This window comes from Nonomuraea sp. NPDC049158, assembly GCF_040648335.1.
Taxonomy (GTDB): domain Bacteria; phylum Actinomycetota; class Actinomycetes; order Streptosporangiales; family Streptosporangiaceae; genus Nonomuraea.
Genome location: NZ_JBEZDM010000029.1, coordinates 100,250 through 126,773, shown reverse-complemented (window position 1 = coordinate 126,773; position 26,524 = coordinate 100,250). Strand labels below are relative to the sequence as shown.

General features: G+C 70.0%; 27 protein-coding genes, 1 tRNA gene and 1 riboswitch. Of the genes, 10 read left to right on the top strand and 18 right to left on the bottom strand.

The window, feature by feature from the left end; all coding sequences use genetic code 11:
• Positions 1–34: 34 nt before the first annotated feature.
• Together AB0B61_RS42575 and AB0B61_RS42570 are read right to left on the bottom strand one after the other, a co-directional pair.
• Positions 35–111 (bottom strand) — tRNA-Met (locus tag AB0B61_RS42575).
• Between the two features lie 53 nt (positions 112–164).
• Positions 165–1,205, bottom strand: a complete 1,041-nt coding sequence (locus tag AB0B61_RS42570; RefSeq protein ID WP_358444980.1) for an LLM class F420-dependent oxidoreductase — start codon at positions 1,203–1,205, stop codon at positions 165–167.
• Positions 1,206–1,297: 92 nt separating this feature from the next.
• On the opposite strand from AB0B61_RS42570, the gene AB0B61_RS42565 reads away from it, so the two are divergent.
• Positions 1,298–2,185, top strand: a complete 888-nt coding sequence (locus tag AB0B61_RS42565) for an endonuclease/exonuclease/phosphatase family protein (RefSeq protein WP_357639643.1) — start codon at positions 1,298–1,300, stop codon at positions 2,183–2,185.
• A gap of 4 nt (positions 2,186–2,189) precedes the next feature.
• Here AB0B61_RS42565 and AB0B61_RS42560 read toward each other — a convergent pair whose 3' ends face one another.
• From AB0B61_RS42560 to AB0B61_RS42510, 11 genes are all read right to left on the bottom strand, one after another.
• Complete coding sequence (locus AB0B61_RS42560) at positions 2,190–2,753, bottom strand: nucleotidyltransferase family protein (protein ID WP_358444978.1); 564 nt, start codon at positions 2,751–2,753, stop codon at positions 2,190–2,192.
• Entirely contained in the window at positions 2,750–3,841 is a 1,092-nt protein-coding gene (locus tag AB0B61_RS42555; protein ID WP_358444976.1) for an XdhC/CoxI family protein, read from the bottom strand. Before AB0B61_RS42555 ends, AB0B61_RS42560 begins: the two co-directional genes overlap by 4 nt.
• Complete coding sequence (locus AB0B61_RS42550) at positions 3,834–4,904, bottom strand: VWA domain-containing protein (protein ID WP_358444973.1); 1,071 nt, start codon at positions 4,902–4,904, stop codon at positions 3,834–3,836. Before AB0B61_RS42550 ends, AB0B61_RS42555 begins: the two co-directional genes overlap by 8 nt.
• Positions 4,897–5,760: a MoxR family ATPase gene (locus AB0B61_RS42545; protein ID WP_358444970.1), complete on the bottom strand. Its 864-nt coding sequence runs from the start codon at positions 5,758–5,760 to the stop codon at positions 4,897–4,899. Before AB0B61_RS42545 ends, AB0B61_RS42550 begins: the two co-directional genes overlap by 8 nt.
• Before the next feature lie 68 nt (positions 5,761–5,828).
• Positions 5,829–6,299 (bottom strand): PH domain-containing protein, encoded by a 471-nt coding sequence (locus tag AB0B61_RS42540; protein WP_358444967.1) that lies wholly within the window; start codon positions 6,297–6,299, stop codon positions 5,829–5,831.
• 20 nt (positions 6,300–6,319) lie between these two features.
• Entirely contained in the window at positions 6,320–6,790 is a 471-nt protein-coding gene (ribH, locus tag AB0B61_RS42535) for a 6,7-dimethyl-8-ribityllumazine synthase (protein ID WP_358444964.1), read from the bottom strand.
• Complete coding sequence (locus tag AB0B61_RS42530; protein ID WP_358444961.1) at positions 6,787–8,013, bottom strand: bifunctional 3,4-dihydroxy-2-butanone-4-phosphate synthase/GTP cyclohydrolase II; 1,227 nt, start codon at positions 8,011–8,013, stop codon at positions 6,787–6,789. Before AB0B61_RS42530 ends, ribH begins: the two co-directional genes overlap by 4 nt.
• The gene (gene pnuC / locus AB0B61_RS42525) at positions 8,010–8,669 is read right to left on the bottom strand and encodes a nicotinamide riboside transporter PnuC (RefSeq protein ID WP_358444958.1); all 660 of its coding nucleotides are present in this window, start codon (positions 8,667–8,669) and stop codon (positions 8,010–8,012) included. Before pnuC ends, AB0B61_RS42530 begins: the two co-directional genes overlap by 4 nt.
• Positions 8,666–9,256 carry a riboflavin synthase gene (locus AB0B61_RS42520; RefSeq protein WP_358444955.1) on the bottom strand — a complete coding sequence of 197 codons (591 nt, stop codon included), beginning with the start codon at positions 9,254–9,256 and terminating at the stop codon, positions 8,666–8,668. Before AB0B61_RS42520 ends, pnuC begins: the two co-directional genes overlap by 4 nt.
• On the bottom strand, positions 9,256–10,410 hold the full coding sequence (gene ribD / locus AB0B61_RS42515) for a bifunctional diaminohydroxyphosphoribosylaminopyrimidine deaminase/5-amino-6-(5-phosphoribosylamino)uracil reductase RibD (RefSeq protein WP_358444952.1): 1,155 nt from the start codon (positions 10,408–10,410) through the stop codon (positions 9,256–9,258). The genes AB0B61_RS42520 and ribD overlap by 1 nt, the downstream gene beginning before the upstream one ends.
• A gap of 102 nt (positions 10,411–10,512) precedes the next feature.
• A riboswitch (FMN riboswitch) is annotated at positions 10,513–10,643 on the bottom strand.
• Positions 10,644–10,765: 122 nt separating this feature from the next.
• Complete coding sequence (locus AB0B61_RS42510) at positions 10,766–11,575, bottom strand: oxygenase MpaB family protein (RefSeq protein ID WP_358444949.1); 810 nt, start codon at positions 11,573–11,575, stop codon at positions 10,766–10,768.
• 269 nt (positions 11,576–11,844) lie between these two features.
• Here AB0B61_RS42510 and AB0B61_RS42505 point away from each other — a divergent pair, with 269 nt between their 5' ends.
• From AB0B61_RS42505 to AB0B61_RS42485, 5 genes are read left to right on the top strand one after another with little or no spacing between them, the layout of a single operon-like run.
• Positions 11,845–12,846 (top strand): ABC transporter permease, encoded by a 1,002-nt coding sequence (locus tag AB0B61_RS42505; RefSeq protein ID WP_358444946.1) that lies wholly within the window; start codon positions 11,845–11,847, stop codon positions 12,844–12,846.
• A 9-nt stretch (positions 12,847–12,855) separates the two neighbouring features.
• Positions 12,856–14,643 carry an ABC transporter substrate-binding protein gene (locus AB0B61_RS42500; protein ID WP_358444943.1) on the top strand — a complete coding sequence of 596 codons (1,788 nt, stop codon included), beginning with the start codon at positions 12,856–12,858 and terminating at the stop codon, positions 14,641–14,643.
• Between the two features lie 53 nt (positions 14,644–14,696).
• Entirely contained in the window at positions 14,697–15,677 is a 981-nt protein-coding gene (locus tag AB0B61_RS42495) for an ABC transporter permease (protein WP_358444941.1), read from the top strand.
• A complete protein-coding gene (locus AB0B61_RS42490) occupies positions 15,677–16,690 on the top strand; it encodes an ABC transporter ATP-binding protein (protein WP_358444938.1) in 1,014 nt (337 codons plus the stop codon). Before AB0B61_RS42495 ends, AB0B61_RS42490 begins: the two co-directional genes overlap by 1 nt.
• The gene (locus AB0B61_RS42485) at positions 16,687–17,718 is read left to right on the top strand and encodes a dipeptide ABC transporter ATP-binding protein (protein ID WP_358444935.1); all 1,032 of its coding nucleotides are present in this window, start codon (positions 16,687–16,689) and stop codon (positions 17,716–17,718) included. The genes AB0B61_RS42490 and AB0B61_RS42485 overlap by 4 nt, the downstream gene beginning before the upstream one ends.
• Positions 17,719–17,778: 60 nt before the next feature.
• On the opposite strand, the gene rpe is transcribed toward AB0B61_RS42485, so the two are convergent.
• Entirely contained in the window at positions 17,779–18,459 is a 681-nt protein-coding gene (rpe, locus tag AB0B61_RS42480) for a ribulose-phosphate 3-epimerase (RefSeq protein WP_358444933.1), read from the bottom strand.
• A gap of 93 nt (positions 18,460–18,552) precedes the next feature.
• A complete protein-coding gene (locus AB0B61_RS42475; protein WP_358444931.1) occupies positions 18,553–18,888 on the bottom strand; it encodes a helix-turn-helix domain-containing protein in 336 nt (111 codons plus the stop codon).
• Positions 18,889–18,973: 85 nt separating this feature from the next.
• Between AB0B61_RS42475 and AB0B61_RS42470 the strand changes: the two genes are divergently transcribed.
• On the top strand, positions 18,974–20,422 hold the full coding sequence (locus tag AB0B61_RS42470; protein ID WP_358444928.1) for an MFS transporter: 1,449 nt from the start codon (positions 18,974–18,976) through the stop codon (positions 20,420–20,422).
• A gap of 129 nt (positions 20,423–20,551) precedes the next feature.
• Positions 20,552–20,890: a hypothetical protein gene (locus AB0B61_RS42465; protein ID WP_358444925.1), complete on the top strand. Its 339-nt coding sequence runs from the start codon at positions 20,552–20,554 to the stop codon at positions 20,888–20,890.
• A 75-nt stretch (positions 20,891–20,965) separates the two neighbouring features.
• Here the strand turns inward: AB0B61_RS42465 and AB0B61_RS42460 are convergent, their stop codons facing one another.
• Entirely contained in the window at positions 20,966–21,865 is a 900-nt protein-coding gene (locus AB0B61_RS42460) for an MFS transporter (protein WP_358444923.1), read from the bottom strand.
• A 149-nt stretch (positions 21,866–22,014) separates the two neighbouring features.
• Positions 22,015–22,953 (bottom strand): aldo/keto reductase, encoded by a 939-nt coding sequence (locus AB0B61_RS42455; protein WP_358444920.1) that lies wholly within the window; start codon positions 22,951–22,953, stop codon positions 22,015–22,017.
• A 91-nt stretch (positions 22,954–23,044) separates the two neighbouring features.
• On the opposite strand from AB0B61_RS42455, the gene AB0B61_RS42450 reads away from it, so the two are divergent.
• Both AB0B61_RS42450 and AB0B61_RS42445 read left to right on the top strand, forming a co-directional pair.
• The gene (locus tag AB0B61_RS42450; RefSeq protein WP_358444917.1) at positions 23,045–23,665 is read left to right on the top strand and encodes a TetR/AcrR family transcriptional regulator; all 621 of its coding nucleotides are present in this window, start codon (positions 23,045–23,047) and stop codon (positions 23,663–23,665) included.
• A 24-nt stretch (positions 23,666–23,689) separates the two neighbouring features.
• Positions 23,690–24,667, top strand: a complete 978-nt coding sequence (locus tag AB0B61_RS42445; protein WP_358444915.1) for a serine hydrolase domain-containing protein — start codon at positions 23,690–23,692, stop codon at positions 24,665–24,667.
• 42 nt (positions 24,668–24,709) lie between these two features.
• Here AB0B61_RS42445 and AB0B61_RS42440 read toward each other — a convergent pair whose 3' ends face one another.
• A complete protein-coding gene (locus tag AB0B61_RS42440; protein WP_358444912.1) occupies positions 24,710–26,518 on the bottom strand; it encodes a transcription antitermination factor NusB in 1,809 nt (602 codons plus the stop codon).
• Between the last annotated feature and the right edge of the window lie 6 nt (positions 26,519–26,524).

Below are 26,524 nucleotides of genomic sequence, written 5' to 3'. Positions count from 1 at the left end.
GCCCTCCAGGATTATCCTGAAGGGCCTTTCGCCTTGGTAGCGGGGGCAGGATTTGAACCTACGACCTCTGGGTTATGAGCCCAGCGAGCTACCGAACTGCTCCACCCCGCGTCGCAAGAGAAAGACTATCGCGTCCTGGGAGTGCTTCGGTCGCCCGACGGGAATCAGGAGGCGATTTCCTTGATCCGCTCGATCAGCTTCACCCGATCTTCGTGCGTCGCCCCGAACGGCGCGATGTTGAGCGTCGTCACCCCGGACTCCTTCATCGCCGCCACCCGGTCCCGGACGAACCCGTCGCTTCCGATCAGCGACATGCTCTCCAGCAGCTCGTGCGGCACCAGCGCCGCCGCCTCCTCCTTCTTCCCCCCGAGGTACAGCTCCTGGATCGCCTCGGCCTCCTTCTCGTAGCCGTAGCGCCGCGCGAGGTCGTTGTAGAAGTTGCGGCCCTTGGCGCCCATGCCGCCGATGTACAGCGCCGCCATCGGCCGCCCGAACTCCAGCAGCCCCGCCACGTCGTCGCCGATCGCCAGGGACGCCTGCGCGATCACGTCCAGCTCGCCGAGCTCGTCCTGCCGCTTGGCCCGCCCGGCGGCCAGCGACGGGCCCCACACGTCGGCGGCCTTCTCGGGTACGTAGAAGATCGGCTCCCAGCCCTCGGCGAGCTCCGCGGCCAGCTCGACGTTCTTGGGGCCGATGGCCGCGATCACGATGGGGATGCGGGGCCGTACCGGATGGTTGATGATCTTCAGTGGCTTGCCGAGCCCGGTCCCCTGGCCGGGCGGCAGCGGCAGCGTGTAGTGCTTGCCCTCGTACTCCAGCCGCTCGCGCCGCCACACCTGGCGGCAGATCTCGATGATCTCCCGCGTACGGGCCAGCGGCGCGGTGTACGGCACGCCGTGGAAGCCCTCGATCACCTGCGGCCCCGAGGCGCCCAGGCCCAGCGTGAAGCGCCCGTCGGAGACGTAGTCCAGGCCCGCGGCGGTCATCGCCAGCAGCGCCGGGGTGCGCGAGTAGATCGGCAGGATCCCGGAGGCGATCTCCAGCCGCTCGGTCCTGGCCGCGATGTAGCCCATCTGGCTGACGGCGTCGAAGCTGTAGGCCTCGGCGACGAAGACGATGTCGAGACCCGCCTTCTCGTAGTCGGCCAACTCGGCGACCGACTCCTTGAAGCCGCCCGAGTAGTTCAGTGCCATACCGATGCGCATGCCGGGCTCCCGATGAACCGAATGTTGTTCCGTTGCGACGGCAACAGGTTAGCGCGCCGCGTCTCCCTCAGCGAGCGGCTAGCCTGGGTCGAATGCTGAAGCGCGTCGTCATCGCCGTGTCCGCCGTGCTCGCCGTGGGACTGGCGGGGCATCAGCTGATCCCGGTGCTCGGCGGGTTCACCCCGGTGATGGAGAGCCTGCTGCCCTGGTTCGGCCTGATCGTGCCGATGCTGGTCGTGGCGGCCGTCGTGGCACGCTCCAAGCTGGCCACGGCCGCGGCGCTCGTGCCCGGCGTGGTGTGGGCGTCGATGTTCGGCTCCACGCTGATGCGCACCCCGCCCGGCGGCCAAAGCGACCTGGCGGTCGGCACGGTCAACGTGGGCGTCACCAACAGCGCCTCGGGCGAGGCGGTGCGCCGCATCGCCGAAGACCTCGACCTGCTGGCGGCCCAGGAGCTGACCAGCGGCGGCCCGGCCGCCAAGCAGCTCAACAAGATGTTCAAGTACCACTATCCGGTGAGCACGGTCGGCCTGTGGAGCCGCTACCCGATCACCGAGACCAAGCCGCTCGACGTCGGCATGGGCTGGCCGCGCGCGCTGCGGGCCGTGGTGGCCACGCCCAAGGGCAAGGTCACCGTGTACGTCATGCACCTGGCCTCCGCCCGCCCCGGCCACACCGCCTCGCGCGATGAGTCCCTGGCCTCGGCCCGCAAGCTCATCGACGCCGACCCGAGCAAGCGGATCCTGCTGCTCGGCGACCTCAACACCGCCACCACCGACCGGGGCATGCAGGGGCTCACCCCGCCGCTGACCGACGCGCAGCTCGCGGCGGGCGACGGCTTCGGGTTCACCTGGCCGTCGGAGTTCCCGATCACCAGGCCGGACCACATCCTGTTCAAGGGGATGACGGCGACGAAGGCGGGGGTGGCCCCGGCGACGGGCAGCGACCACCGCGCCGCGGTCGCGTCACTGCGCCTCTAGCCCATTACCTCTCCAGCAGCGACAGGTCCTCCGGCGTGTCGATGTCGGCCGGGTCGCCCAGGCCGTCGCACGGCACCTCGGTGACCAGCTCGGGGTGCGCCTTCAGGAACGGTCTCGCCCCCACGTCGCCCACGGCCAGCGCGGCGACGGCGGCGAAGTGGCGGCGGGCGATCAGCACGGGGTTGCGGCGCCGGCCACCATAGGTCGCCACGGCCACCTCGGCACCGGCGCCGACGAGGGCGTGTACCGCCGCGGGCCCGATGAACGGCTGGTCCACCAGCGCGATGACCACCGACTCAGCCTCCTCGGGCAGCGCGGCCAGCCCCACCCTCAGGGACGAGCCCATGCCTGTCGCCCAGTCGGGGTTGCGCACGGTCACCGCCCTGCGCACCTGTACGGTCGCCGCCCCGAGCACGACCACCACCGGATGGCAGCCGCCGTCCTCCAGCAGCCGTACGCCCCGGTCCACGAGCCGTTCGCCCTCGTACTCGACCAGCGCCTTCGGCGTGCCCAGCCGGGCGCCCTGTCCGGCGGCGAGCAGCAGCCCGGCCACCCGGGAGCCTTTCACGGCGTCTCCTGGTGGATGCGCCCCTCGGTGTGGGTCAGCGGCCGTCCCGAACCGCCCCAGCGCAGCTGGATCAGCTCGGCCGCGATCGACACCGCCGTCTCCTCAGGGGTCCGGGCGCCCAGGTCGAGGCCGATGGGCGACCTCAGCCGGGCCAGCTCGTCCTCGCTCAGGCCCGCCTCGCGCAGCCGGGCCAGCCGGTCGTCGTGGGTGCGGCGCGAGCCCATGGCGCCGACGTAGCCCGCGCCGGTGCGCAGCGCCACCTCCAGCAGCGGCACGTCGAACTTGGGGTCGTGGGTGAGCACGCAGATGACCGTGCGCTCGTCCACCTGTACCGAGGCCAGGTAGTCGTGCGGCCACTTGACCACCACCTCGTCCGCGTCAGGGAAGCGCTTGGGGGTGGCGAAGACGGGCCGGGCGTCGCAGACGATCACGTGATAGCCCAGGAACTTGCCCACCCGCGCCACCGCCGCGGCGAAGTCGATCGCCCCGAACACCAGCATCCGCGGCGGCGGCGCGAACGACTGCACGAACACCGCCAGGTCGTCCAGCCGCCGCTCGCCCTGCCCGCCGTAGTGCCGGATGCCGGTCGCGCCCTGGGCCAGCATGCCGCGGGCGTCGTCGTCGACGGCCTCGTCGAGGCGGTCCAGGCCGAGCGTGCCCGAGGAGCGGTCCGGCCAGATGACCCGCCGGGCGCCCATCCGCCCGGGGCCGGAGACGATCGTGGCGACCGCCACGGGCTCGTGCGCGTTGACCGACGCCGCGATGTCGCCCAGCTCGGGAAACGTCTCGATCGAGATGGGTTCGACGAGGATGTCGATGATGCCGCCGCAGGTCAGCCCGACGGCGAACGCGTCGTCGTCGCTCACGCCGTACCTCTGCAGGAGGGGTGTGTCGATCTCGGTGGCCAGCTCGAACACCGCGCCCTCGACGCACCCGCCGGACACGCTGCCGACCACCTCGTCGCCGCGCACCGCCATGGCCGCGCCCGGCGCCCGGGGCGCGCTGCTGAACGTGCTCACCACGGTGGCGAGCCCGAACTTGTGCCCCGATCTCCACCAGCGCATGATCTCCGGCAGCACGTCACGCATGGGCGAGCCTCTCGCTGAGTTCTTCGAAGGCGGCCAGGCTGTGGCCGGCCACCAGATCGTCCAGGTACGGCAGGGCGGCCCGCATGCCACCGGTCAGCGGCTGGTAGTCCGCGTACCCCTTGTGTGGGTTGACCCAGATGACCCGGTACGCCTGCCGGGCCAGCCGGGCCATCTGCGTGCCGAGGAGTTCCGGGTCACCCCGTTCCCAGCCGTCCGAGGCGATCACCGCGATCGCCCCTCTCGCGCTGGCGCGGGTGAGGTATTCCCGCAGCTCCTCGCCCAGCCTGGTCCCGCCGCTCCAGTCGGGCACGGCCTTGGACACCTCGTTCAGCGCCGTGCCGGGGTCGCGGTGGCGCAGCTCGGCGGTGATCGGGGTGAGCCTGGTGCCGATCGAGTAGACCCTGGTGGCCCGCGGCTCGCTCCTGACCAGGGCGTGCGCGAAGCGCAGCAGCGTCTCGGCGTAGGGGGCCATGGAGCCGCTGACGTCCACGAGCAGCACGACGCGGCGCGGCCTGGTGGTGTGCCGACGGCGCCGCAACCGCGCGACCTCGCCCTTCCTGAGCGCGTCACGGATCGTCCGCCGCTGGTCCAGAACGCCCCGGTGCGCGGCCTCGAACCGCCGCGAGCGCCGCTGCGCGCGCCGGCCGCGCAGCATCGACAGCAGCCGGTGCACCTCGGCCCGCTCCGCCTCGGTCAGCCGGGCCACGTCCCGGTTGCGCAGGATCTCGGTACGGCTGGCGGTGCCGGGCACGGCCTCGGCCTCGCCCTCCTGCTCGTCCTGTTCGGGGGCGGCGGTGTGCCGGGTGACGGTCGTGGTGCTGGTCCGGCTGGTCTTGGCGCTCCGGCCGCCGAAGTAGGCGGCGAAGCAGCGGTCGTACCTGGGCAGGTCGTCGGGTGTGGCGCAGAGCGTGAAACGGCCGGCCCAGTAGACCTCGTCCGGCACGCTCACGTCGAGGTGGTCGAGGGCCAGCAGCAGGTTGCGGGTGCGCTCGTGGTCGGCGGCGACGCCGGCGGCGCGCAGCGTCCTGGCGAAGCCCGTCATGGTGGCGGCCAGCTCACGCATGGAGGAGCCCGTTGCCCAGGACGTTCTCGACGTCCTCGCGGTACTTCAGCGCGGCGCCCAGCGTGGCCGCGGCGCGGCCGGGGTCGAGCTCCGTGGCGCCCAGCGTGAGCAGCGCCTCGGTCCAGTCGAGCGTCTCGGCGACGCCCGGCGGCTTGACCAGCCCGGCCTGCCGCAGCCGCGCCGCCGCCTGAGCGACCTGTACGGCCAGCGTCTCGGTGCAGTCGGGCAGGCGGCGCAGCAGGATCGCCACCTCCCGGTCGAAGTCCGGGTGCTCCAGCCAGTGGTAGAGACAGCGGCGCTTGAGCGCGTCGTGCACCTCACGGGTCCGGTTGGAGGTGACGACGACGACCGGCGGCGTCTTGGCGCTGACCGTGCCCAGCTCGGGGATGGAGATCGTGAAGTCCGACAGCACTTCCAGCAGGAACGCCTCGAACTCGTCGTCGGCCCGGTCGATCTCGTCCACGAGCAGCACGCTGGGCTGCGTCTCGACGGCCTTGAGCAGCGGCCTGGCGATCAGGAACCGGCGGTCGTAGATCTCGCCTTCCAGGCGGCCCACGTCGGTGATCCCGGCGGCCTCGGCGGCCTTGAGGTGGAGGAGCTGGCGGGCGAAATCCCAGTCGTACAGCGCCTGGGCGGCGTCGAGCCCCTCATAGCACTGCAACCGGATCAGCGGCGCCTCCAGCAGCGCGGCCAGGGTCTTGGCCAGCTCGGTCTTGCCTACCCCCGCCTCTCCTTCGAGGAAGAGCGGCCGGCCCATCCTGAGCGCCAGGAACGCGGCCGTGGCCAGTCCCTCGTCGGCCAGGTAGGCGTGCCGGTCGAGCAGCTCGATGAGCTTGTCCGGAGACTGGATGTCCATTGCCGTGATTGTCCGCCGCAGCACGCCTTCAGGCTACGCGCCGCTCGGTCCACACGAGAATCCCGCGCCTAGTCCTCCTGCGCGTCCGCTCCGCCCTTCGCCTCTCCGCGCTCGTGGATCAGGGCGGCCAGTTCGGCCGTGGCGCGGTGGGCGCGGGCCTTCTCCGAGCCCTGGATGCCCATCGCCCCGATGGTGCGGCCGTCGGAGAAGTCCAGCTTGGGCCAGGGCTCGCCGACCAGCAGGGTCACGTCCAGGACCTCCGGCCAGCTGTAGCGGTGGGTACGGATGGCGTTGACGATCGTCAGGCCCGTCTCGTCGGCCTCGACCCGCACCCGGCCCAGCAGGTGCAGGACGAAGGCCACCAGGCAGCCGAACAGCACCAGCCCGATCCGGTCCACCAGCTCGAACGGCTCGGCGATGAGGACGGCCATCACCACCGAGCCGAGGACGATCACCGTCGCGCAGCCGTACGCGACGATTCTCCCCCGGCGGGGACGCCAGGTGACGGGCAGCGGCGGGGGAGTCATCGGCTCGGACACGAACGGAAACCTATCGCAGGTCAGTGGAGGGTCTTCAGGAGGAGGGCGGTCTCCAGCGCGGCGATGGCCGACTCATAGCCCTTGTCCTCCTTGCTGCCCGGCAGGCCCGAGCGGTCGAGTGCCTGGTCGAGCGTCTCGCAGGTGAGCACGCCGTTGCCGACCGGGGTCTCCTCGTCGAGCGAGATCCGGGTCAGGCCGGCGGTCACCGAGTCGCAGACGTACTCGAAATGCGCGGTCTCGCCCTTGATGACCGCGCCCAGCGCCACCACCGCGTCGCAGCGGCGGGCCAGCGCCTGGGCGATCACCGGGATCTCCAGCGAGCCGGGCACCCGTACGACGGTGGCCGTGGCGCCGCTGTCCTCGCACGCCTGAAGGGCGCGGGCGAGGAGCTGGTCGGTGATCTTGGCGTGCCAGCCGGCGGCGACCACGCCCACCGTCAGTCCCGCGGCGTCCGGTGCCGCGGCTGCCGCTGGACGTCCTTCCCCGCTCATGAAGCCTCCGAGATGTCGTGGCCGAGGCGGTCGCGCTTGGCCTTGAGGTAGCGCTCGTTGTAGGGGTTCATCGCCACCGGCATGGGCTCGCGGCCGAGCACCTTGATGCCGTAGCCGTCCATGCCCTTGAGCTTGGCCGGGTTGTTGGTGAGCAGCCGCACCGACTTGACGCCGAGGTCGGCCAGGATCTGCGCGGCGTTGGAGAACTCGCGGGCGTCGACCGGCAGGCCCAGCTCGATGTTGGCGTCGACGGTGTCGCTGCCGGCGTCCTGCAGGCTGTACGCCCGGAGCTTGGCCAGCAGGCCGATGCCCCGGCCCTCGTGGCCGCGCAGGTAGACCACGACGCCGCGGCCCTCCTGCGCGATGGCGGACATGGCGTGCTCGAGCTGCACGCCGCAGTCGCAGCGCAGCGAGCCGAACACGTCGCCGGTCAGGCATTCGGAGTGGGCGCGGACCAGGATGTTCTCGCCCGCCGAGTCGCCGGACAGATCGCCGTAGACGAGGGCGATGTGCTCGCCGCCGTCGAGCGCGCTGGCGTAGCCGTAGGCCCGCCACATCCCGTACGCGTTGGGCACGTTCGTCTCGGCGACCCTGGTGACCATGCTCTCTGTCCTGCGCCGGTAGTCGACCAGCTGCTCGATGGAGATGAGCGCCAGATCGTGCTCGTCGGCGAAGGTCCGCAGCTCGGGCAGCCGGGCCATGGTGCCGTCGTCGTTGACGATCTCGGCCAGGACGCCCGCGGGGCTGAGCCCGGCGAGCCTGGCCAGGTCGACGGCCGCCTCGGTGTGGCCGCGCCGGCTCAGCACGCCGCCCTCGTGGTAGCGCAGCGGGAAGATGTGGCCCGGCCGGACCAGCTCGTAGGGCTCGGTGGCGGAGTCGGCGAGCGTACGGATCGTCCGGGCGCGGTCGGCGGCGGAGATGCCGGTGGTCACGCCGTCGCGGGCGTCGACGCTGATCGTGTACGCGGTGCGCAGCCGCTCCCGGTTCTGGAACACCATGAGGGGCAGGCCCAGCCGGTCCAGCTCCTTGCCCTCCATGGGCACGCAGATGACGCCGCTGGTGTGCCGGATGGTGAACGTGAGCAGCTCGGGAGTGGCCTTGGAGGCGGCGAAGATGATGTCGCCCTCGTTCTCCCGGTTCTCGTCGTCGACCACCAGGACGGGCTTGCCGTTACGGATGTCGTCGATCGCCCGTTCGACCGGGTCGAGGATGGTCTCGGTCATGATGCCACCGCCAAGTCCGCGGGAGCGCTCTGGTACTCCCTGAGCCATTTCACGAAGCCGTACAGCACGAGCACGAAGAACACCCCGTAAACGGCGCCGGAGACGACCAGCCCCGAGCTGAACGCCAGCGGCACGCCGACCAGGTCGACGGCCACCCAAATGATCCAGAAGTCGACCAGCGCCCGGCCCTGCGCCCAGGTGGCGACCGCGCTGCCGACGAAGATGTAGGCGTCGGCGGCCACCAGGAACGCGCCCTTCGGCAGCGGCACGCTGGCCCCCCACGACAGGTGGGTGAAGAAGAACAGCACGCCGACCAGGACGGTGCCCAGCGCCATCACGCCGATGTAGGCGGTCCGCTCACGCGATGTGGCCGGGCGTACGGTCAGCTGTTTGCCGCCTTCTGTGCCGCGCCGCCACGCCCACCAGCCGTAGACGGCCAGCGCCCCGAACATCACCTGCTTGAGGGCGTTGCCGGTGATGCCCGCGTTGATCGAGGCGATGAACAGCAGCACCGAGCCGGTGAGCTGCACCGGCCACGTCCACACCGACTTGCGTATCGCCAGCAGGACGGTGCTCAGCGCGGCGATGTTACCGATGAGGTCCGTCCAGAGGACGTGCGTGCCGAATACCTCGAATCCGGCGTTGGCCCAGTTCACTGCTTGCCCACCAGCCTTTCCACGTACTTCGCGATCACGTCGACCTCGATGTTCACCATGTCGCCCACTTCGCGCTCGCCCATCGTGGTCAGCTTCAACGTGGTGGGGATGAGACTCACGCCGAAGCTGTCGTCATCAACCGTGGTGACCGTCAGGCTGATTCCGTCGATGGCGATCGAACCCTTCTCCGCCACGTAACGGGCGAGGGATTCGGGGAGGGAGAAGCGGAGGTTGTCCCAGTTCGCCCCGGGTTCCCGGGAGCGCAGTACGGCGGTGCCGTCGACGTGACCCTGCACGATGTGGCCGCCGAGACGCTGGTCGGCCCGTACGGCCCGCTCCAGGTTCACCGCGGAGCCCGCTTCCAGGGCGCCGAGCGAACTGCGGTCGAGCGACTCCTTGATCACGTCCACGGTGAACACGTCGTCATGGACGTCCACGACCGTCAGGCAGACGCCGTTGACGGCGATGGAGTCACCGTGGCGCGCGTCGGAGGTGACGATCGGGCCGCGGACGGACAGCCGCGCCGAGTCGCCCACCGCCTCGACGGCCACGACGTCGCCCTTTTCCTCGATGATTCCGGTGAACATCAACTCTCCTTGCGTGGTGGTGCGAGCACCGGCCGCGCGGTCAGCCGCAGGTCCGGTCCGATGGGGGAAACGTCGTCGAAGGCCAGCCGGTGGGTGGCGGCGATGGTCGCCACGCCCGCGTCGCCGAGCGCGGCCGGCCCGGCGCCCAGGAGGGCCGGGGCGAGGTAGGCGATGACGCGGTCGATCAGGCCCTGGCGCAGGAACGCGCCCGCGAGCGTCGGGCCGCCTTCCAGGAACACGCTGACGACCTCGCGCGCGGCCAGCTCGCGCAGGAGGGCGTGCAGGTCGAGGCCGCCGTCGTGGCGGGGCAGCCGGATCAGGTCGGCCTTGAGTCGGGTCTCGACGTCGTCGGCGACCGCGACGAGCGTGGGCGCCGCGCCGTCCAGCACCCTGGCGCCGGACGGGGTACGCCCCTCGGAGTCGACCACGACGCGCAGCGGCACGCGTACGGCGGGCCGGGCTTCGCCGCCAGGGCGGGCGGTGAGGTGGGGGTCGTCGGCGAGGACCGTGCCGATGCCGGCGATGATCGCGCCGGACTCGGCGCGCAGCCGGTGGACGTCGGCCCGGGCCTCGGGGGAGGTGATCCACTGGCTGGTGCCGTCGGAGGCGGCCGACCTGCCGTCGAGGGTGGCGGCGAACTTCCAGGTCACGTACGGCCTGCCGAGCCGGGCGTAGGTGAGCCACTCGGCGTTGACCCGCTCGCCCTCCTCGGCGAGCAGCCCGGACTCCACGACGACCCCGTGCGCGCGCAACCGCGCGGCGCCGCCGGCGGCCTTGGGGGTGGGATCGGCGACCGCCACCACCACCCGGGCGATGCCCGCGTCGAGCAGCGCCAGGCTGCAGGGTCCGGTCCGGCCGGTGTGGTCGCAGGGTTCGAGCGTCACGTACGCGGTGCCGCCGCGGGCCCGCTCCCCCGCCTCGCGCAGCGCGACGATCTCGGCGTGCGGGCCACCGGCGTAGGCGTGGAAGCCCTCACCGGCGACGCTCCCCGAGGCGTCGAGCACGACGCAGCCGACGACGGGGTTCGGGCTGGTGGCCCCCCGCCCGCACGCGGCCAGCTCGACGGCCCGCGCCATGTGCGCGGTGTCCGTAACAGCATGCGCCTCGTGGGCGGCCCGCGCCGAATACGCGGGATTCTGAGCGGGTGTCTCCACCCCGGGCCTCCTACTCGCCAGTAGCTCTAAGCCACGGCGGGCCCCGGGGGGTATGGCGGTGCGCGTACGCACCACAGTGGCGCCCGGCTCAAGGCCGGACACCCGCGCGCTTCCTCCCATCCGGACTTTAACCGTCGGTCCCGGAATTTCACCGAGTCAACCGGCCGATGGCATCGGCCGGGTCGCGGACTGTAACCGCCGGTTCGGAATTTCACCGACCCCGGAGCACGCTAGCTCTCTTCTCACACCAGTCTGCCATGCCGACAAAAGCGGATGCGACCGCCCCCTACTATGCCAAACAAGCGCTCGCTTGGTCAACAGCGGGCGGGAGGTCAGGCAGTGGGGCGGCCGCAGGTCAGGCGGCCATGAGGCGGCGGGCGAGACGGGCGGCCGGGCTGTAGCGGACCTGCGCCGGGATCAGCCCCAGCCCGGTGTGCAGCGCCTTCAGCGTGGTCGTCGCCCACAGGTCGCCGACCGGGGTGGCGGGCAGGCCGTACAGCCGCCTCGCCCAGCGCGGGAGCGTCGCGAACGCCAGCAGCGTCACCCCCGGCAGGAGCGGCTTGAGCGGGGTGAGCAGCAGCGGGAGCGGCGCCGTGAGCGACAGGCGGAGCGGGTGTGCCGCCTCGGGGACGAACCGCAGACCGGGACGTTCCCCCTCGATGTAGTCACGCAACTCGCCCACGGTGCCGGGAACGGAGGCCGGGTCGAGGCCGACGACCTCGGCGGCCCGTCGCCATTCCGCCACGAAGGTGTCCGCCTCGGCGTCCGTCAGCTTGACGCCACCCCGGCGCGCCACCGACAGGTAGGAGTCGACCTCCCCCGCATGCACCCAGCGCAGCGCGTCCGGATCGTCGAGGTGGAAGCGTTCGCCCGTGTCCGGATCGCACGCGGTCAGCTTGGCGTGGATCCTGCGGACCCGGCGGCCGGCCCGCTCGACCTCCTCGTGCGTCCCGTACGTGCGGACGCGGACGAATTCCGTCGTCCGGGTGAAACGCGACCATGCCTCGTTCGGGTCCATCAGAGAGGAGTTCTGCAGCACGCCGCGCATCGCCTTGGGGTGCAACCCCTGCATCAGCAGCGCCCGCAAGCCGCCGACCAGCAGGATCGGCTCGCCCATCACCCGCCAGGTCACCGAGTCGGGCCCGAAGAGCCCATGGTCCTCCATAAGCGGACAGTTACCCAGGTAACGCCTGCTTCATGTCACGGCATCATCTTGTTTATGCCTTGATTCCGTGATTAAGAAAGGCTCGCCACGATAGATCATGACATCGCATACATGACCAGGTCAACGGCATAGAAGGCACGACCGCATCGATATTTCACAACAAAACAATCAAACCTTGGCGAAGCATTGCCTCCACCCGATCGGGCCTGCAAATGTGCCATATGGCCTGAAACTTCCCGTTCTGGCATGTTCCTTGGGAGTCCTGTTAGATGACCACACCGACGTCCACCGCACCAGAGATCGACGCGACGTCCGTGACCGAAGCACCGGAGGCGGTAGGCCGCTCGCCGGGCCAGCTCATGTGGCTGCGCTTCCGCCGGGACCGCACCGGGGTCATCTCCGCCGCGATCGTGATCCTCTTCTTCCTGGTCGCCATCCTCGCGCCCGTCATCTCCCTGGTGTACGGCAAGGACCCGTACACCCTGTACGGCCAGGACCGCCCCGGGCTGCTCAACGACTTCGGCTACGCGATGGCGCCCAACGGCGGGATCAGCTCGGAATTCTGGTTCGGCATCGAGCCCAACCTGGGCCGTGACGTGTTCATGCAGCTCGTATACGGGATCAGGACCTCGCTGCTGATCGCGGTGGTGGCGACGATCCTCACCACCCTGATCGGCATCGTGGTCGGCATCATCGCCGGGTACGCCGGCGGTAAGACCGACTTCTTCATCGGCCGGATCATCGACCTGATGCTGTCGTTCCCGCAGGTCCTGTTCATCATCGCGTTCACGCCGGTGGTGGACCAGCTGCTGGTGCCCTCCAACGAGGAGACGCCGGTGTGGCTGCGGGCGGTCACGCTGACCATCCTGCTCACCGTCTTCGGCTGGGCCGGGCTGGCCAGGCTGCTGCGCGGCCAGGTGCTGTCGATGCGCGAGCGTGAGTTCGTGGAGGCCGCCAAGGTCACCGGCGCCTCCCCCGCCCGGATCGTGTTCAAGGAACTGCTGCCCAACCTCTGGACCCCGATCCTCATCCAGTCGACGCTGCTGCTGCCCGCCCTGGTCACGGCCGAGGCGGCGCTGTCCTTCCTGGGGGTCGGGATGGGCGAGCAGGTCCCCGACTGGGGCCGGATGTTCCTGCGGGCCACGCAGGTGTACCAGAACGACATCACCTATCTCATCTTCCCCGGCGTCGCACTGCTGATCTTCGTCATCGCCTTCAACCTGCTCGGTGACTCGGTCCGCGACGCCTTCGACCCCAAGATCAAGCGCTAGAGGAGAGAAATGAATCACCGCAAACGGTCGGCTCTCGCGGTTGCCGCGGCGGCCTCGCTGGCGTTGGTCGGCGCCTGCGCGCCGGGCAACGCGGGCGCTCCGTCGAGCGCCCCCGCGAGCGCGGGCGCCTCGTCTGCGCCGGCGGCGGAAGCGTACAAGCCTCCGACGATCACCCTGGGCACCGCGGAGGACTCCAAGGGCCCCGCCATCCCGCCGGAGGGCGTCGTCAAGGGCGGCACCGTCACCATGATCGACCGGGACGACTTCGCCCACTTCGACCCGGCCCAGATCTATGTGAACACCGACGCGAACTTCGGCCTGCTCATCAGCCGCGGCCTGACCGGTTACAAGCGGATCGCCAAGGGCGACTACAAGCTGGTCGGCGACCTGGCCACCGACGCGGGCACGCCGTCCGACGGCGGCAAGACCTGGACGTTCACCCTCAAGGACGGGGTGAAGTGGCAGGACGGCAGCCCGATCACCTCAGCCGACGTGAAGTGGTCCGTCGAGCGGATGTTCGCCCCCTTCGTCACGTTCGGGCCGAACTACATTCAGACGTGGCTCACCTCCGAGGACTACAAGAAGGCCTACCCCGGCCCGTACGGCGGCAAGGAACTCGACAACATCGAGACCCCTGACGACAAGACGGTCGTCTTCAAGTTCAACTCGCCGCACGCCGACGCCAACTACGCCTTCGCCATGGCGGGCTACAACATCGTGCCCAAGGCCAAGGACACCAAGGAGAAGTACGACAAGGAGCCCGTCTCCTCCGGTCCGTACATCATCAAGTCGCACGTCGTCGACAAGTCCCTCGAACTGGCCCGCAACCCCAACTGGGACGCCGCCACCGACCCGATCCGCGGCGCGTACCCGGACGTGTGGAAGATGGAGTTCGGCCAGGAGGCCACTCAGGTGACCGACCGGTTCGTGGCCGACTCAGGCCCCGACCAGACGGCGTTCACGTTCTACTCCAACACCCCGGCGGAGCGGCTGCAGCAGGTGCTGGGCGACGCCAGCCTGGCCGACCGCCGCATGATCAGCCCGTCGCCGTACGGCAACTACTACTACTTCAACCTCGACCGGGTGAAGGACCAGAAGATCCGTCAGGCGATCAACTACGCCTGGCCGGCCAAGCAGATCCAGCAGGCCCTGGGCGGCCCGCAGGCCGTGGCGCTGCCGACGACGATCCTCAACGAGAACACCACGGTCGGCTACAAGCCGTACGACCTGTTCGGCAAGACGGCCAAGCCCGAGGGTGACATCGAGAAGGCCAAGCAGCTGCTGGCCGAGTCGAGCAACCCGCACCCGACCATCGTCTACGCCTACAACAACCTGCCCACCCAGGAACCGGTCACCCTGGTGATCAAGAACGCCCTGGAGAAGGCCGGGATCAAGGTCGTGGCCAAGTCGCTGGACCGTAAGACGTACTACGACTCGATCAGCCAGACGAAGAACGAGTTCGACCTGTACTGGGGCGGCTGGGGCGCCGACTGGCCGTCCGGCTCCACCGTGATGCCGATCATCTTCGGCCCGGTCTCCGACGGCGGGCAGAACATGAGCCACCTCAACGACCCGACGGTCAAGGCCGAGATGAAGAAGATCTCGGAAAACCCGGACATCAACGCGGCCAACGAGGCCTGGATGAACCTCGACAAGCAGATCCAGGAGACCATCACCCCGCTGGTCGTGGCCGAGAACCGGATCGGCACCTTCCTGCACGGCTCCAAGGTGGGCGGCGCCGAGATCGATCCGCAGCAGTGGATCGTCTCGCCGAACACCATCTTCGTGAAGCAGTAGCACCGCCGCTCCGGGCGCCGTCGCGGCGCCCGGAGCACCCTTTTGGAGATCTCGTGCTTCGATTCCTGACCCGCCGCGTCATCGGCGCCGCGGTCATCCTCGTGATCATCTCGGGGGTGACCTTCTTCCTGTTCTTCGTGATCCCCGCCGACCCGGCTCGACTGGCGTGCGGCAAGGTCTGCCCGCCGGAGACGCTGGCGCAGGCCAGGCACAACCTGGGCCTCGACCAGCCGGTCGTGGTGCAGTTCGTGTCGTGGCTCGGGGGGATCTTCTTCGGCCGGAACTTCGAGGGCCTCGGCACCTGCCCCGCGCCCTGTCTCGGCTACTCCTTCGTCAACCGCGCCCCGGTCTTCGAGACCATCATCGACCGGCTGCCCGTCACCATCGCGCTGACGATCGGCGCCTCGGTGATCTTCCTGACGTTCGGCGTGGCCACCGGCATCCTGGCCGCGCTGCGCCAGGGCAAGCCGCTCGACAAGATCGCCAGCATCTCGTCGCTGGTCGGCGCCTCGATGCAGATCTACTTCGTCGGCACCCTGGCCATGTACTTCTTCGTCTACCAGGCGCACATCTTCCCCCAGCCCAAGTACATCCCGATCACCGAGGATCCGCTCGGCTGGTTCGGGGGGCTGCTCCTGCCCTGGATCGTGCTGGCGATCATCTTCACCGCCAACTACACCAGGATGACCCGCTCCACGATGGTGGAGAACCTGGCCGAGGACTACGTACGAACCGCCAGGGCCAAGGGCATGTCCGGCAGGAGCGTGGTGCTGCGCTTCGCCCTGCGCGGCACGCTGACCCCCATCGTCACCATCTTCGGCGTGGACCTGGGCCAGCTCATCGGCGGCGCGATCATCACCGAGACCACGTTCGGGCTGCAGGGGATCGGCCGCCTGTCGGTCCGCGCGGTCGACAACTCCGACCTGCCCACCCTGATGGCCACCGTCCTGGTGGCGGCGGGCGCGATCGTGGTGATGAACATCGTCGTCGACGCCCTGTACGCCGTCATCGATCCCCGCGTGAGGCTGAGCTGATGTTCCTTGAGGTCAACGAGCTCACCGTCGACTTCCACACCGAGGACGGCGTGGTCCACGCGGTGGACCGGCTCTCGTTCCAGGTGGAGCAGGGGACCACGCTCGGCATCGTGGGAGAGTCGGGCTCGGGCAAGTCGGTGACGAACCTGGCCGTGCTCGGCCTGCACAACCCGGAGACGGCGAAGATCTCCGGCAGCATCACCTTCGACGGCCAGGAGCTGATCGGCGCGTCCAGGTCGACGATGGAGAAGCTGCGCGGCGACCGGATCGCGATGATCTTCCAGGATCCGCTGACGTCGCTGTCGCCGTTCCACACGATCGGCGCGCAGATCGCCGAGGTGTACCGCAAGCACAAGGGCGTCTCGCGGTCTTCCGCGCGGGACCGGGCGATCGAGATGCTGGACCGGGTCGGCATCCCGCAGCCGAAGGTCCGCGTCGACGACTACCCGCACCAGTTCTCCGGGGGCATGCGCCAGCGCGCGATGATCGCCATGGCGCTGGTCTGCGACCCCGGGCTGCTGATCGCCGACGAGCCGACGACCGCGCTCGACGTCACCGTACAGGCGCAGATCCTCGACCTGCTGAGCGAGCTGCAGGAGCAGTCGGGCACGGCGATCGTCCTGATCACCCACGACCTGGGCGTGGTGGCCAACACCGCGCACAACGTGCTGGTCATGTACGCCGGGCGGGCCGTGGAGCGGGGCACGATGCACGAGGTGCTGCGCGAGCCGCGCCATCCGTACACCTGGGGGCTGCTGGGCTCGATGCCCAGCCTGCGCCGCCCGGTGGACCTGCCGCTGGAGCCGGTGCGCGGCACCCCGCCCAGCCTGATCAACCTGCCGTCCGGCTGCCCGTTCCACCCGCGCTGCGACTACATGAAGCTGCTGGGCAAGGAGGTGTGTGCCGGTGACCGGCCCGAGCTGTCGCCCGCACACGGCCACGGCGACGCGTGCTTCCTGACGCTCAAACAGAAGGCGGAGCAGCTCAGGCGACCAGTTGAGGAGACGAAGTGACGGAGAAGCTGCTGGAGCTGTCCGGGGTGGCGAAGCACTTCCCCGTCAGAGGCGGCTTCCTGGTCAAGCACCAGGTCGGCGTGGTGCACGCGGTGGACGGCATCGACCTGACCGTGCACGCGGGCGAGACGCTCGGCCTGGTCGGTGAGTCGGGCTGCGGCAAGTCGACGACCGGACGGCTGGCGGCCCGGCTGCTGGAGCCGACCGGCGGCCGCATCACCTATGACGGCCGCGACATCACCCACGCGGGCCGCCGCGAGCTCAAGCCGATCAGGCCCGAGATCCAGATGGTCTTCCAGGACCCATACTCCTCGCTGAACCCGCGGCACACGGTCGGCTCGATCATCCGCGGCCCGATGGACATCAACGACATCAACCCACCCGGCGGCCGGGAGGCCCGCGCCAGGGAACTGCTGGAGATCGTCGGCCTGAACCCGGAGCACTACAACCGCTTCCCGCACGAGTTCTCCGGCGGCCAGCGGCAGCGCATCGGCGTCGCCAGGGCCCTGGCCCTGGAGCCCCGGCTGATCGTGGCCGACGAGCCGGTGTCCGCGCTGGACGTCTCGATCCAGGCTCAGGTGATCAACCTGCTGCAGCAGTTGCAGCGGGACATGGGGATCGCGTTCCTGTTCATCGCGCACGACCTGGCGGTGGTCCGGCACTTCTCGCAGCGGGTCGCGGTCATGTACCTGGGGAAGATCGTCGAGATCGCGGACCGGGACTCGCTCTATGAGCGGCCGCGCCATCCGTACACGCACGCGCTTTTGTCGGCGGTGCCGGACGCGGACGTGGAGGGGCCGGCGCGGCAGCGGATCCGGCTGGCGGGGGACGTCCCGTCGCCGCTCAACCCGCCGTCGGGGTGCCGCTTCCGTACGCGGTGCTGGAAGGCGCAGGAGAAGTGCGCGGTGGAGGAGCCGCCGCTGACGCGGCTGTCCGGCAACCACGACGGCCACCTGACCGCCTGCCACTTCCCCGAGGCCCCCACCACTCAGGGCGACGACGTGGTGCTGGACCCCGCGCTGGCGTGATCATCCTGCTCTGACCGACCATCCGGCCCGCCGTGCTTCTCGCGGCGGGCCGGACGTCTTTCACAACCGTTTTTCTTGTACGGCCTGAGCTTGTTCGGCCTGGAACCGGAGGGCGTCGACCGCTGCCGCCGGGTCCGAGGCGCCATAGACGGCGCTGCCCGCCACGAAGACGTCCGCGCCGGCCACCACGCAGCGCTCGATGGTGTCCGCGTCCACTCCCCCGTCCACCTGGAGCCAGATCTGACCGCCGTGCCGCTCGATCAGGGCGCGGGCCCGGCGGATCTTGGGCAGCACCATGTCGAGGAACTTCTGCCCCCCGAACCCCGGCTCGACCGTCATCAGCAGGAGCATGTCGATCTCACCCAGCAGATCCTCGTAGGGTTCGATCGCCGTGGCCGGGTTGAACGCGATGGCCGCCCGCGCGCCCAGCGACCGGATCTCGCGCAGCGTGCGCACCGGCGACTTCGCCGCCTCCACGTGGATCGTGACGCTGCCCGCGCCCGCCTCCGCGTAGGGCGGGGCCCAGCGGTCGGGGTCGTCGATCATGAGGTGGCAGTCGAGCGGCATGGAGGTCGCCTTGCGCAGCGCCTCGACCACGGGCAGCCCGAGGGTCAGGTTGGGCACGAAGTGGTTGTCCATGACATCCACGTGCAGCCAGTCGGCATTGGTGACGGCCGCGGCTTCGTCGGCGAGCCTGGCGAAGTCGGCGGACAGGATGCTGGGCGAGATCTGTAGGGCCATGATGGTCAGAGTCTATTGAACGGCACCCACACCCGCAGCGGTGCGGGGCCTTCCGGCTCTGGCCACCTGGGATCAGCGGTTGAGCGGGCAGCCTCACAGCGGGCCGCTGTCGGGCGACTCGGCGGCGGCGAGGCGCAGGATCGGGTCGAGCAGACCCGGGAAGCGGTCGCGTAGATCGTCGGAGCGCAGCCGGATCCGCCGATGCCGGCCATCGACGGTCATGGTGATCAGCCCGGCCTCGCGCAGGATCCGCCAGTGGTTGGACAGCGTCGATATCGGCACATCCAACCCGTCGGCCAGAACGGCACAGGTCGACTCGGGATTGCCCCTGGCCCGCCGTACCAACTCCAAGCGAACCGGATCACTGAGCGCGTGCAGCACTGGCGCGAGCTTCAGCGCCTCGCGGGCGGGCTGGGGTAGCGGTCGCATGCCTCGACGATACCGGACTGTTCGATAGTTCGGAATTATGGAACTATGGCGTGCGGGAGCATCCACATCACGAGAGGAAACAGCGTTGACCGCACACGAAGACGCGACGAGGGCTGGATCGAGCCGAGCGGCCTTGCTCACGGTGACCTGCCTGGGTCAGTTCATGGTGCTGCTCGACAGCACGATCGTCGGTGCGGCGCTGCCCGACATGCAGCACCGGTTACACATCCAGTTGAGCGGCCTGCAATGGATCGTCGACGCCTACGTCCTACTGGTCGCCATGCTGTTGCTGTCCGGCGGCGTCTTCGCCGACCGCTTCGGCCGCAAGCGGGTGTTCTTGGCCGGCGTCGCGGTGTTCACCGTCGCGTCCTTGCTGTGCGCCGTCGCGCCCTCGATCGGCTGGCTGATCACCGGCCGGGTGGTGCAGGGCATCGGGGCCGCGGCGCTGAGCCCCGCCTCGCTGGCCCTGCTCGCCGCCGCGTACCCCGTTCCGCAGGAACGCGTCAAGGCGATCGGGCTGTGGGCCGGATACAGCGGAATCGGCCTGGCCGCCGGCCCGCTGGCCGGCGGCATTCTGGTGGACTCCTTCGGCTGGCCCGCCATATTCCTCGTCAATCTGCCCATCGGCGCGGTCCTGCTGCTGGCCGGTCTGCGCATCCTGGGCGAGTCCCGCAATCCCGGCGCGCCGGCGATCGACATCCCGGGGACGGTCCTGTCCGTCCTGGGCGTGGGGGCGCTGACCTACGGGCTGATCGAGGGCGGTTCGCGTGGCTGGACCTCGCCGGTGATCCTGGGGAGCTTCGCCGCCGCAGTGGTGCTGCTCGCCGTCTTCGTCGTCGTCGAAGGACGTGGTTCGACGCCGATGCTGCCGCTGCGGCTGTTCCGGCAGCGGCTGTTCACGGTGTCCAACACGGCGATGGTCGTGGTGGGGTTCGCGCTCATGGGTTCGGCCTTCTTCTTCTCCCAGTTCTTCGTGTACGTCCAGGGCAGTTCGATTCTGCGCGCCGGCCTGCAGACCCTGCCCGCCTCCCTCGCCATGGTGATCGTCAGCCCGTACGCGGGCCGGCTCGCCGCCAGATACGGCTTCCGGATCGTGGTCACCATCGGCCTGGCACTGGCCGGGCTGGGGCTGCTGGCGCTGGGCTTCGTCCACGCGGAAACCGGCTATGGGAACGTGTGGTGGCGGCTGGCGATCGTCGGCATCGGTTTCGCTCTGACCATGTCCCCGCTGACCGGCGCCGCCATCCAGGCGGTCAGTCCGCAGGAGGGCGGCCTCGCGTCGGGCATCAGCAGCACCACCCGGCAGATCGGCGCTGTGCTCGGCGTGGCGGTGCTCGGAGCCATCGTCCGTACCCGGGAATCCGGTGGCGCCTCCTTCGAGGCCGGCCTCAACAGCGCCTTCATCGCGGCCGGCGCCGTCACCTTGGCCGGCGCCGTGTTCGCGGGCCTGTGGCTGGCGAGGTCCAAGCCCGCGGAAGCCTCCGCGCCACGGGCCCAACCCACCGACTCCCCCACGGCCACGACACCCTCCTGACCCGCCATCTCGATCGCGCCCGTGTCCACGCCCGGATGGCTGCGGTATGCCTGACGTGCGACAATCAGTTGAGCATGCGGTTCCCCGAAGCCCCGCGGCACAGGATGAGTCGCGGACCACGATCACCGCATGACCGCTCCCCAGCACCGCGCGCAACTCGCCGACCGCGTCCAACGGCTCGAAGCGGCCGCTTTCACGCTCGGTTTCGACCTGGGGGACATCAAGGACGCGGTGGACCAACTCCCGCACACGATCCGCCAGGAGGTCCTCGAATACATCGAGCCGGTCTTCGAGAAAATCATGGCGGGCAACGCTTCGCCGGCCACGAAGGAGCAGCTGGACCAGCTTGAGCAGCGCCTGAACGATCGCCTGAACGACCTGAAAGACCTGACCGAAGCGCGCTTCGGTCAGGTTGACGCCAAACTGGACCAACTCCTGATGGCTCTACCGCAAACACCTCCGCGCTAAGCCCAGGCTGGTGGGATGCGGGTCAGCCGTAGCGTTCGCGGTGAATCCGGACATGAACTTCTACCTCGCACGGTCTCAGCTTTTGGCCGGGGTGCCGGGGATCCCGGCGAAGTTGCCCCAGCGGACGGTGGGCCGCTTGAGCACGCTGACCGGCGCCAGCGGGTGCGGGCTGCGCAGTTCGATGAACCAGAACGCGACCAGCGGGAGCGCGGCGAGGATCAGGCAGCCGATGACGACGGGGTCGCCCCAGCCGTTCCGCTCGGCCGCGGAGATGCCGTAGACCAGGCTCACCAGGCCGCCGGTGACCGTGACCGCGCCGGGAATGTCGAGGCGGCTGCGCATCCGCTCGCCGGTGTCGCTCAGCACGCGCGGGGTGATGAGCACGATGAGCGCGACGACCGGCAGGTTGATCAGGAAGGCCCAGCGCCAGCTCAGCAGCTCGGTCAGCACGCCGCCGAGCACCGACCCGAGCGCGAAGCCGCCGGTCAGCAGGGTGCCGTTGAGCCCGAGGGCGCGCCGGCGGAGCGGGCCTTCCGGGAAGGACGTGGTGAGCAGCGACATCGCGGCGGGTGTCGCCATCGCGGTGGCCAGCCCCTGCCCGATACGCCCGGCCAGGAGCATGCCCGGCGACTGCGCGAGGCCGCCGACCAGCGACGCCACGCCGAGGAGCAGCATTCCAGCCAGGAAGAGGTTGCGCCGGCCGAACAGATCGGCGACACGGCCGAACAGCAGGGTGAAGCCCGCGGCGGGCAGCATGAATCCCGTGATGATCCACTGCAGATTGCTCAGCTCGAAGCCGAGCTCGGAGCCGATCGTCGGCACGGCGATGTTGAGCACCGAGAAGTCGACCGCGAGCATGAACTGGGCGCCGAGCAGGAGAACCAGGATCAGCTTGTGCCGGGACGTCATCTGGGTCTCGATGGGTTTGTCCCGCGCCTGCCTGCTGGAATCGAGCGTGGAGTCGAGCTCCGTCATGGTGTTCCTCTCGCCTGATGCTCTCTTACGCCGGAGGGCTCGATCACGGGTTCGCGAGGATCGATCGCGGCCCGTGAGCGAGCCGACAGCGAGAGGAACACCGGCGGGCCGCGGCGGGTTGCAGCGAAGCGCGCCACGGCGCGGAGTGATCAGCCGAGCGAGACCTCTGCCGAGCGGGAGGGGACGGCGTCGAGCGTGTTGAGCATGTCGCGGTCGAAGGTGATCGCACCGGCGGCGATGTTCTCTTCGAGGTGCGCGGTGCTGGCGGTGCCGGGGATGAGCAGGACGTGGGGCGCGTGGTGCAGCAGCCAGGCGAGGCCGACCTGTGCGGGTGTGCGGCCGAGTGAGGCCGCGGCGGCGAGGACGGCCGCTTCGTCGGTCACCTTCGGCATCTGGGGGAAGGCGCCGCCCAGAGGGAAGAAGGGCACCCAGGCGATGTCCTCACTCCGGCACAGTTCGAGGACGGCTTCGTCGTCGCGGGTGACGAGGCTGTAGGCGTTCTGCACGCAGACGATGCCGGCGGGGATCGCTCGGCGCAGCCCGTCGAGGGTGACGCTGCCCAGCCCGATCGCGCCGATCTTGCCCTCGTCGCGCATCGCCGTCATCACGGCGAGCTGGTCGTCGATGTCGACCGCCTGATCGCCCGTGGCCCGCACTCCGGGACCGGAGTCGGGACGGCGCAGGTTCACGACCGGGATCTGCTCCAGGCCGAGGCTGATGAGGTTGTCCTCGACGCTGGCGCGGAGTTCTTCGGGCCGCTGTGCGAGCCGCAGCGGGATCGGACCGCCGGGATCGGGGGTGGCGCCGACCTTGCTGACGACCATGACATCGTCCTCCGGCCGGATCGCCTCGCGCAGGAGCTCATTGACGAAGCCGTTGCCATAGAACTGGGCGGTGTCGATGTGGTCGACGCCGGAGTCGATCGCCCGGCGCAGGACCGCCAGGGCCGCGTCACGATCGTCGTGCAGGCGCGCGAGCTGCATGGCGCCATATCCGATGCGGGACACGGTACGGCCGGCGAACTGAGCGGTGCCGCCGGGCCGAGGAGCATTGACCGGCCCGGCGGAAAGGGTGTTGCTGGAGGTCATGAGAATCCCGTCCAGGTAAGATGCGGCAGATATCGGAGGATCCTCCGGTATCTCTGACCGACTATAGAGCAATATCGGAGGTACCTCCACTTTGACTTCGACCGAACCGGCGTCCGCCGGCACCTCCGCGGAACAGCCGGCCACGACACAGCGTCCGCTCCGCGCCCACGCCCAGCGCAACCGGGACAAGCTCATCGCCGTCGCCCGGACCGCCTTCGCGGCCGCCGACGACACGGTCCCGCTCGAAAGCATCGCCCGTGAGGCGGGCGTGGGGATCGGCACCCTCTATCGCCATTTCCCCACCCGCGAAGCGCTCGTGGAGGCGGTCTACGCCGCCGAGCTCGACAACATCACCACGAGCGTCCCGGCCCTGCTCGAACAACTCCCGCCGCAGCTCGCGCTGCGTGCCTGGCTGGACCGCTACGGGGCGTTCGCCGCGATGAAACGCGGCATGGCCGACGCACTGCGCGCCGGGCAGGCCTCAGGCCGCATCCCGACAGCCATCACCAGGGAACGCATCACCGCCGCGATCGCGGCCATCCTCGCCAAGGGCGCCGACACGGGCTCACTCCGTGCGGACGTCGACCCCGACGACGTCGCCACGATGCTCTTGGGCGTCTTTCTCGCCACGGCGGCCCGCGACACCCCCGAGCAGACCGGCCGGCTCCTCGACCTGATCGTTGACGCCCTGCTCCCCCGTCCAGGCCGCTAGCGGGGCAGCTCGAAGGATCATTTCGTGTCCCAGACGCACCAACGCATGACAACCCTCGTCTCCGAAGCCGGCTACCGCAGCGACGAACCGATCGTGGTCGGGATGCGGCAAGGCGGCGAGCCACCCGTACTCCTCGCCCAAGGGGTGTCGGTGACCGCCACGACGCTCGCCTACGCGGCGTCACTGTCGAAGCAGATGACCGCGGCCTGCGCGGCGCTGCTGGCCCGAGATGGCGTACTGGACATGGAATCGACCCTGTCACGCTGGCTGCCCCAGCTACCGGCGTGGGCCGGCGGCATCCGGCTCCGGCACCTGGTCCATCACACAGCCGCCCTTCCCGCAGACGCCGAGATCGATGCCCTCATCACCGGCGACGCCGACCGGACCACCCCAGGCGTCATCCGAGCACTCGCCCAGTTCCCGGACCTGGACCACCGGCCGGGCAGCGAACACGTCTATTCCAACGCCGGGTACGTCTGCCTGGCCGCGGTGGTGGAACGAGCCGCGGACATGCCGCTGCCCGACTTTGCCGAGCGCCATCTCTTCGTCCCGCTGGCGATGGCGGACACCCGCTACTGGCCCGGGCCTGACCCAACGCCCCCGGGCGGCGCGCCGCTTGCCCGCCTTCATCCCGCCCCGCTGTCCCTGGGTGACGGAGGAGTATGGACGACTCTCAACGATCTGCTGCGCTGGGGCCAGGCGCTCAACGCCGATGAACTCGGCATCTCGGGGCTCCTGCAGACTCCTGGACGCCTCGATGACGGAACACCGCTCGACTACGCCTGGGGCATCGGCGTCCGATCACACGCCGGACACCGTGTCTATCGGCACGGAGGAGGCTGGACAGGCCTGCGTGCCCTGCACGCCCGAGTGCCCGACCTGGACCTGTGCGTGGCTCTCCTCGCGCTCAACGACCACACCGAACGCCGAGTCCCGCTCCTCGAGAGCCTGCTGGAGGAGGTAACCAGTCTCAGCTCCCCGGTGAAGGACGAGCAGGCCTGATTCCCAGCGCCCATCACGCCAGGAAACGCGAACATGATCCGCTCAGAGCGGGCGCTTGCGAAGCAGGGCGAGGAACATCGCGTCGGTGCCGTGACGGTGCGGCCAGAACTGCGCGTGCGGACCGTCGCCCAGCCCGTCGATCTCCGGCAGGTAGTCGCGCGCGTCGAGCTGCTCCACGTCGCCCCGCCGACCGGCGATGTCACCGACGACGACCCGGGTCTCGGCCAGGTGCGGCGAACAGGTGACGTACGCGACCACACCGCCGGGCCGTACGGCGTCGAGCGCGGCGTCGAGCAGGCGCCGCTGCAACCGGCCCAGCTCGGCGATGTCCGCGGGATCGCGCCGCCACCTCGCCTCGGGGCGACGGCGCAGCGCTCCGAGCCCGGTGCAGGGCGCGTCCAGCATGATCCGGTCGAACGCACCCGGCCGCCAGGCCGGCTTGGTCCCGTCGGCGGTGACCACGGCGGCGTCCCGGGTGGTCTGCCAGATCAGTCGCGCCCGGTGATACTGCACGTCGGCGGCCAGCAGCCGGGCCCCACCCGGATAGGCCACCGCCCGAACCCCGAGCCCCACAGGAACCCTCCGACCCGACCGATCATCCTGGCCATCCCGGTGATCCCGACCGTCCCAGTCCCGATCATTCCGGTCCCGACCGTCCCAGTCCCGATCGTTCCGGTCCCGGTCATTCCGGCCGTCCCGGTCATCTCGGTCCCGGTCTTCCTGGTCCTCCCGATCGCCGGAAGAGGCGGGAGTTCCGACGGCAGCGTGATCGCCGCGATCGGCGAGATAACGGTCGTCAGAGACCGCACCGTCTCCCCGATCGGCAAAGTAGCGGTCGTCAGAGGCCGCGACGCCCCCGCGGCCGGCAAGGTAGCGGTCGTCGGAAGCCGCGAGGTCGCCGTAGGTGGCGATGGCGTCGAGGAGGCCCGCCTTGCCGCCCGGTCCGGCGCACATGTCGAGCCACAGCTCATCACGCCCGTCGAGCGGCACGCGGGTGAGGGCGAGCGCCACGAGCTGGCTGGCCTCGTCCTGGACGGCCGCGCGGGTCTCGGCGACCGCCGGGATCCTGCCAGGGTCGCCCTCCGGCAGATAGGCGGCGTACGGCGAGTAGCGGCCCGGCTCGGCGCCGCTGTCGGCCAGCTCCTCGACCGAGCTGCGGCCGGGCCGGGCGACCAGCGTCACCAGCGGCCGCGCGTTGTCGGCGACCAGCAGGTCGGCGACCTCGTCGGCCCGGCTGCCCAGGGCGTCACGGAACGCGCTCACGATCCACCGCGGGTGACTGTAGGCCACCGACAGATGCCCGGCCGGGTCGTGGGCCTCGTCGGGGGCCACGATCGGGACCCACTCCTCGATGGTCCGTGACCCGATCTTGCGCAGCACGGCGTTGACGAACTTGGCGGCGCCCGCCCCGATGCGCAGCCGTACGAGATCGACCGTCGTGCCGACCGCTGCGTGCGGCGGAACGCGCATCTTGAGCAGCTGGTGGGCGCCGAGCCGCAGGGCGTCGCGCACGTCGGAGTCGGGCGCCCGGTCGACGCACATCTCGATGATCGCGTCGTAGGTCCCGAGCCCGCGCAGCGTCCCGTAGGCCAGCTCGGTCGCCAGCGCTGCGTCACGCCCCTTCACCCCGCGTTCGCGCAGCAGGCGCGGCATCAGCAGGTTGGCGTACGCGTCACGCTCGTCGACGGCCCGCATGACGTCGAAGGCGGCATTGCGCGCCTGGTCACGCGCGGGACCCCTCAATCGGCCCCGGCCGCCGCCACGACCCCCGCCCTGACCGCCCCGGCCGCCGCTGCCGTGTCCGGTCCCGGTCGGCCGTCCGTCGTTCTGGCGGCGTGGGCCCTGTCCCATGTCGTT

Excerpts from the sequence above, each read along its gene's own strand:
- AB0B61_RS42570 (WP_358444980.1), bottom strand. The coding sequence starts at position 1,205 with ATGCGCATCGGTATGGCACTGAACTACTCGGGCGGCTTCAAGGAGTCG.
- AB0B61_RS42565 (WP_357639643.1), top strand. The coding sequence starts at position 1,298 with ATGCTGAAGCGCGTCGTCATCGCCGTGTCCGCCGTGCTCGCCGTGGGA.
- AB0B61_RS42555 (WP_358444976.1), bottom strand. The coding sequence starts at position 3,841 with ATGCGTGACGTGCTGCCGGAGATCATGCGCTGGTGGAGATCGGGGCAC.
- AB0B61_RS42550 (WP_358444973.1), bottom strand. The coding sequence starts at position 4,904 with ATGCGTGAGCTGGCCGCCACCATGACGGGCTTCGCCAGGACGCTGCGC.
- AB0B61_RS42545 (WP_358444970.1), bottom strand. The coding sequence starts at position 5,760 with ATGGACATCCAGTCTCCGGACAAGCTCATCGAGCTGCTCGACCGGCAC.
- ribH (WP_358444964.1), bottom strand. The coding sequence starts at position 6,790 with ATGAGCGGGGAAGGACGTCCAGCGGCAGCCGCGGCACCGGACGCCGCG.
- AB0B61_RS42530 (WP_358444961.1), bottom strand. The coding sequence starts at position 8,013 with ATGACCGAGACCATCCTCGACCCGGTCGAACGGGCGATCGACGACATC.
- AB0B61_RS42520 (WP_358444955.1), bottom strand. The coding sequence starts at position 9,256 with ATGTTCACCGGAATCATCGAGGAAAAGGGCGACGTCGTGGCCGTCGAG.
- AB0B61_RS42510 (WP_358444949.1), bottom strand. The coding sequence starts at position 11,575 with ATGGAGGACCATGGGCTCTTCGGGCCCGACTCGGTGACCTGGCGGGTG.
- AB0B61_RS42505 (WP_358444946.1), top strand. The coding sequence starts at position 11,845 with ATGACCACACCGACGTCCACCGCACCAGAGATCGACGCGACGTCCGTG.
- AB0B61_RS42500 (WP_358444943.1), top strand. The coding sequence starts at position 12,856 with ATGAATCACCGCAAACGGTCGGCTCTCGCGGTTGCCGCGGCGGCCTCG.
- AB0B61_RS42490 (WP_358444938.1), top strand. The coding sequence starts at position 15,677 with ATGTTCCTTGAGGTCAACGAGCTCACCGTCGACTTCCACACCGAGGAC.
- rpe (WP_358444933.1), bottom strand. The coding sequence starts at position 18,459 with ATGGCCCTACAGATCTCGCCCAGCATCCTGTCCGCCGACTTCGCCAGG.
- AB0B61_RS42475 (WP_358444931.1), bottom strand. The coding sequence starts at position 18,888 with ATGCGACCGCTACCCCAGCCCGCCCGCGAGGCGCTGAAGCTCGCGCCA.
- AB0B61_RS42465 (WP_358444925.1), top strand. The coding sequence starts at position 20,552 with ATGACCGCTCCCCAGCACCGCGCGCAACTCGCCGACCGCGTCCAACGG.
- AB0B61_RS42460 (WP_358444923.1), bottom strand. The coding sequence starts at position 21,865 with ATGACGGAGCTCGACTCCACGCTCGATTCCAGCAGGCAGGCGCGGGAC.
- AB0B61_RS42455 (WP_358444920.1), bottom strand. The coding sequence starts at position 22,953 with ATGACCTCCAGCAACACCCTTTCCGCCGGGCCGGTCAATGCTCCTCGG.
- AB0B61_RS42440 (WP_358444912.1), bottom strand. The coding sequence starts at position 26,518 with ATGGGACAGGGCCCACGCCGCCAGAACGACGGACGGCCGACCGGGACC.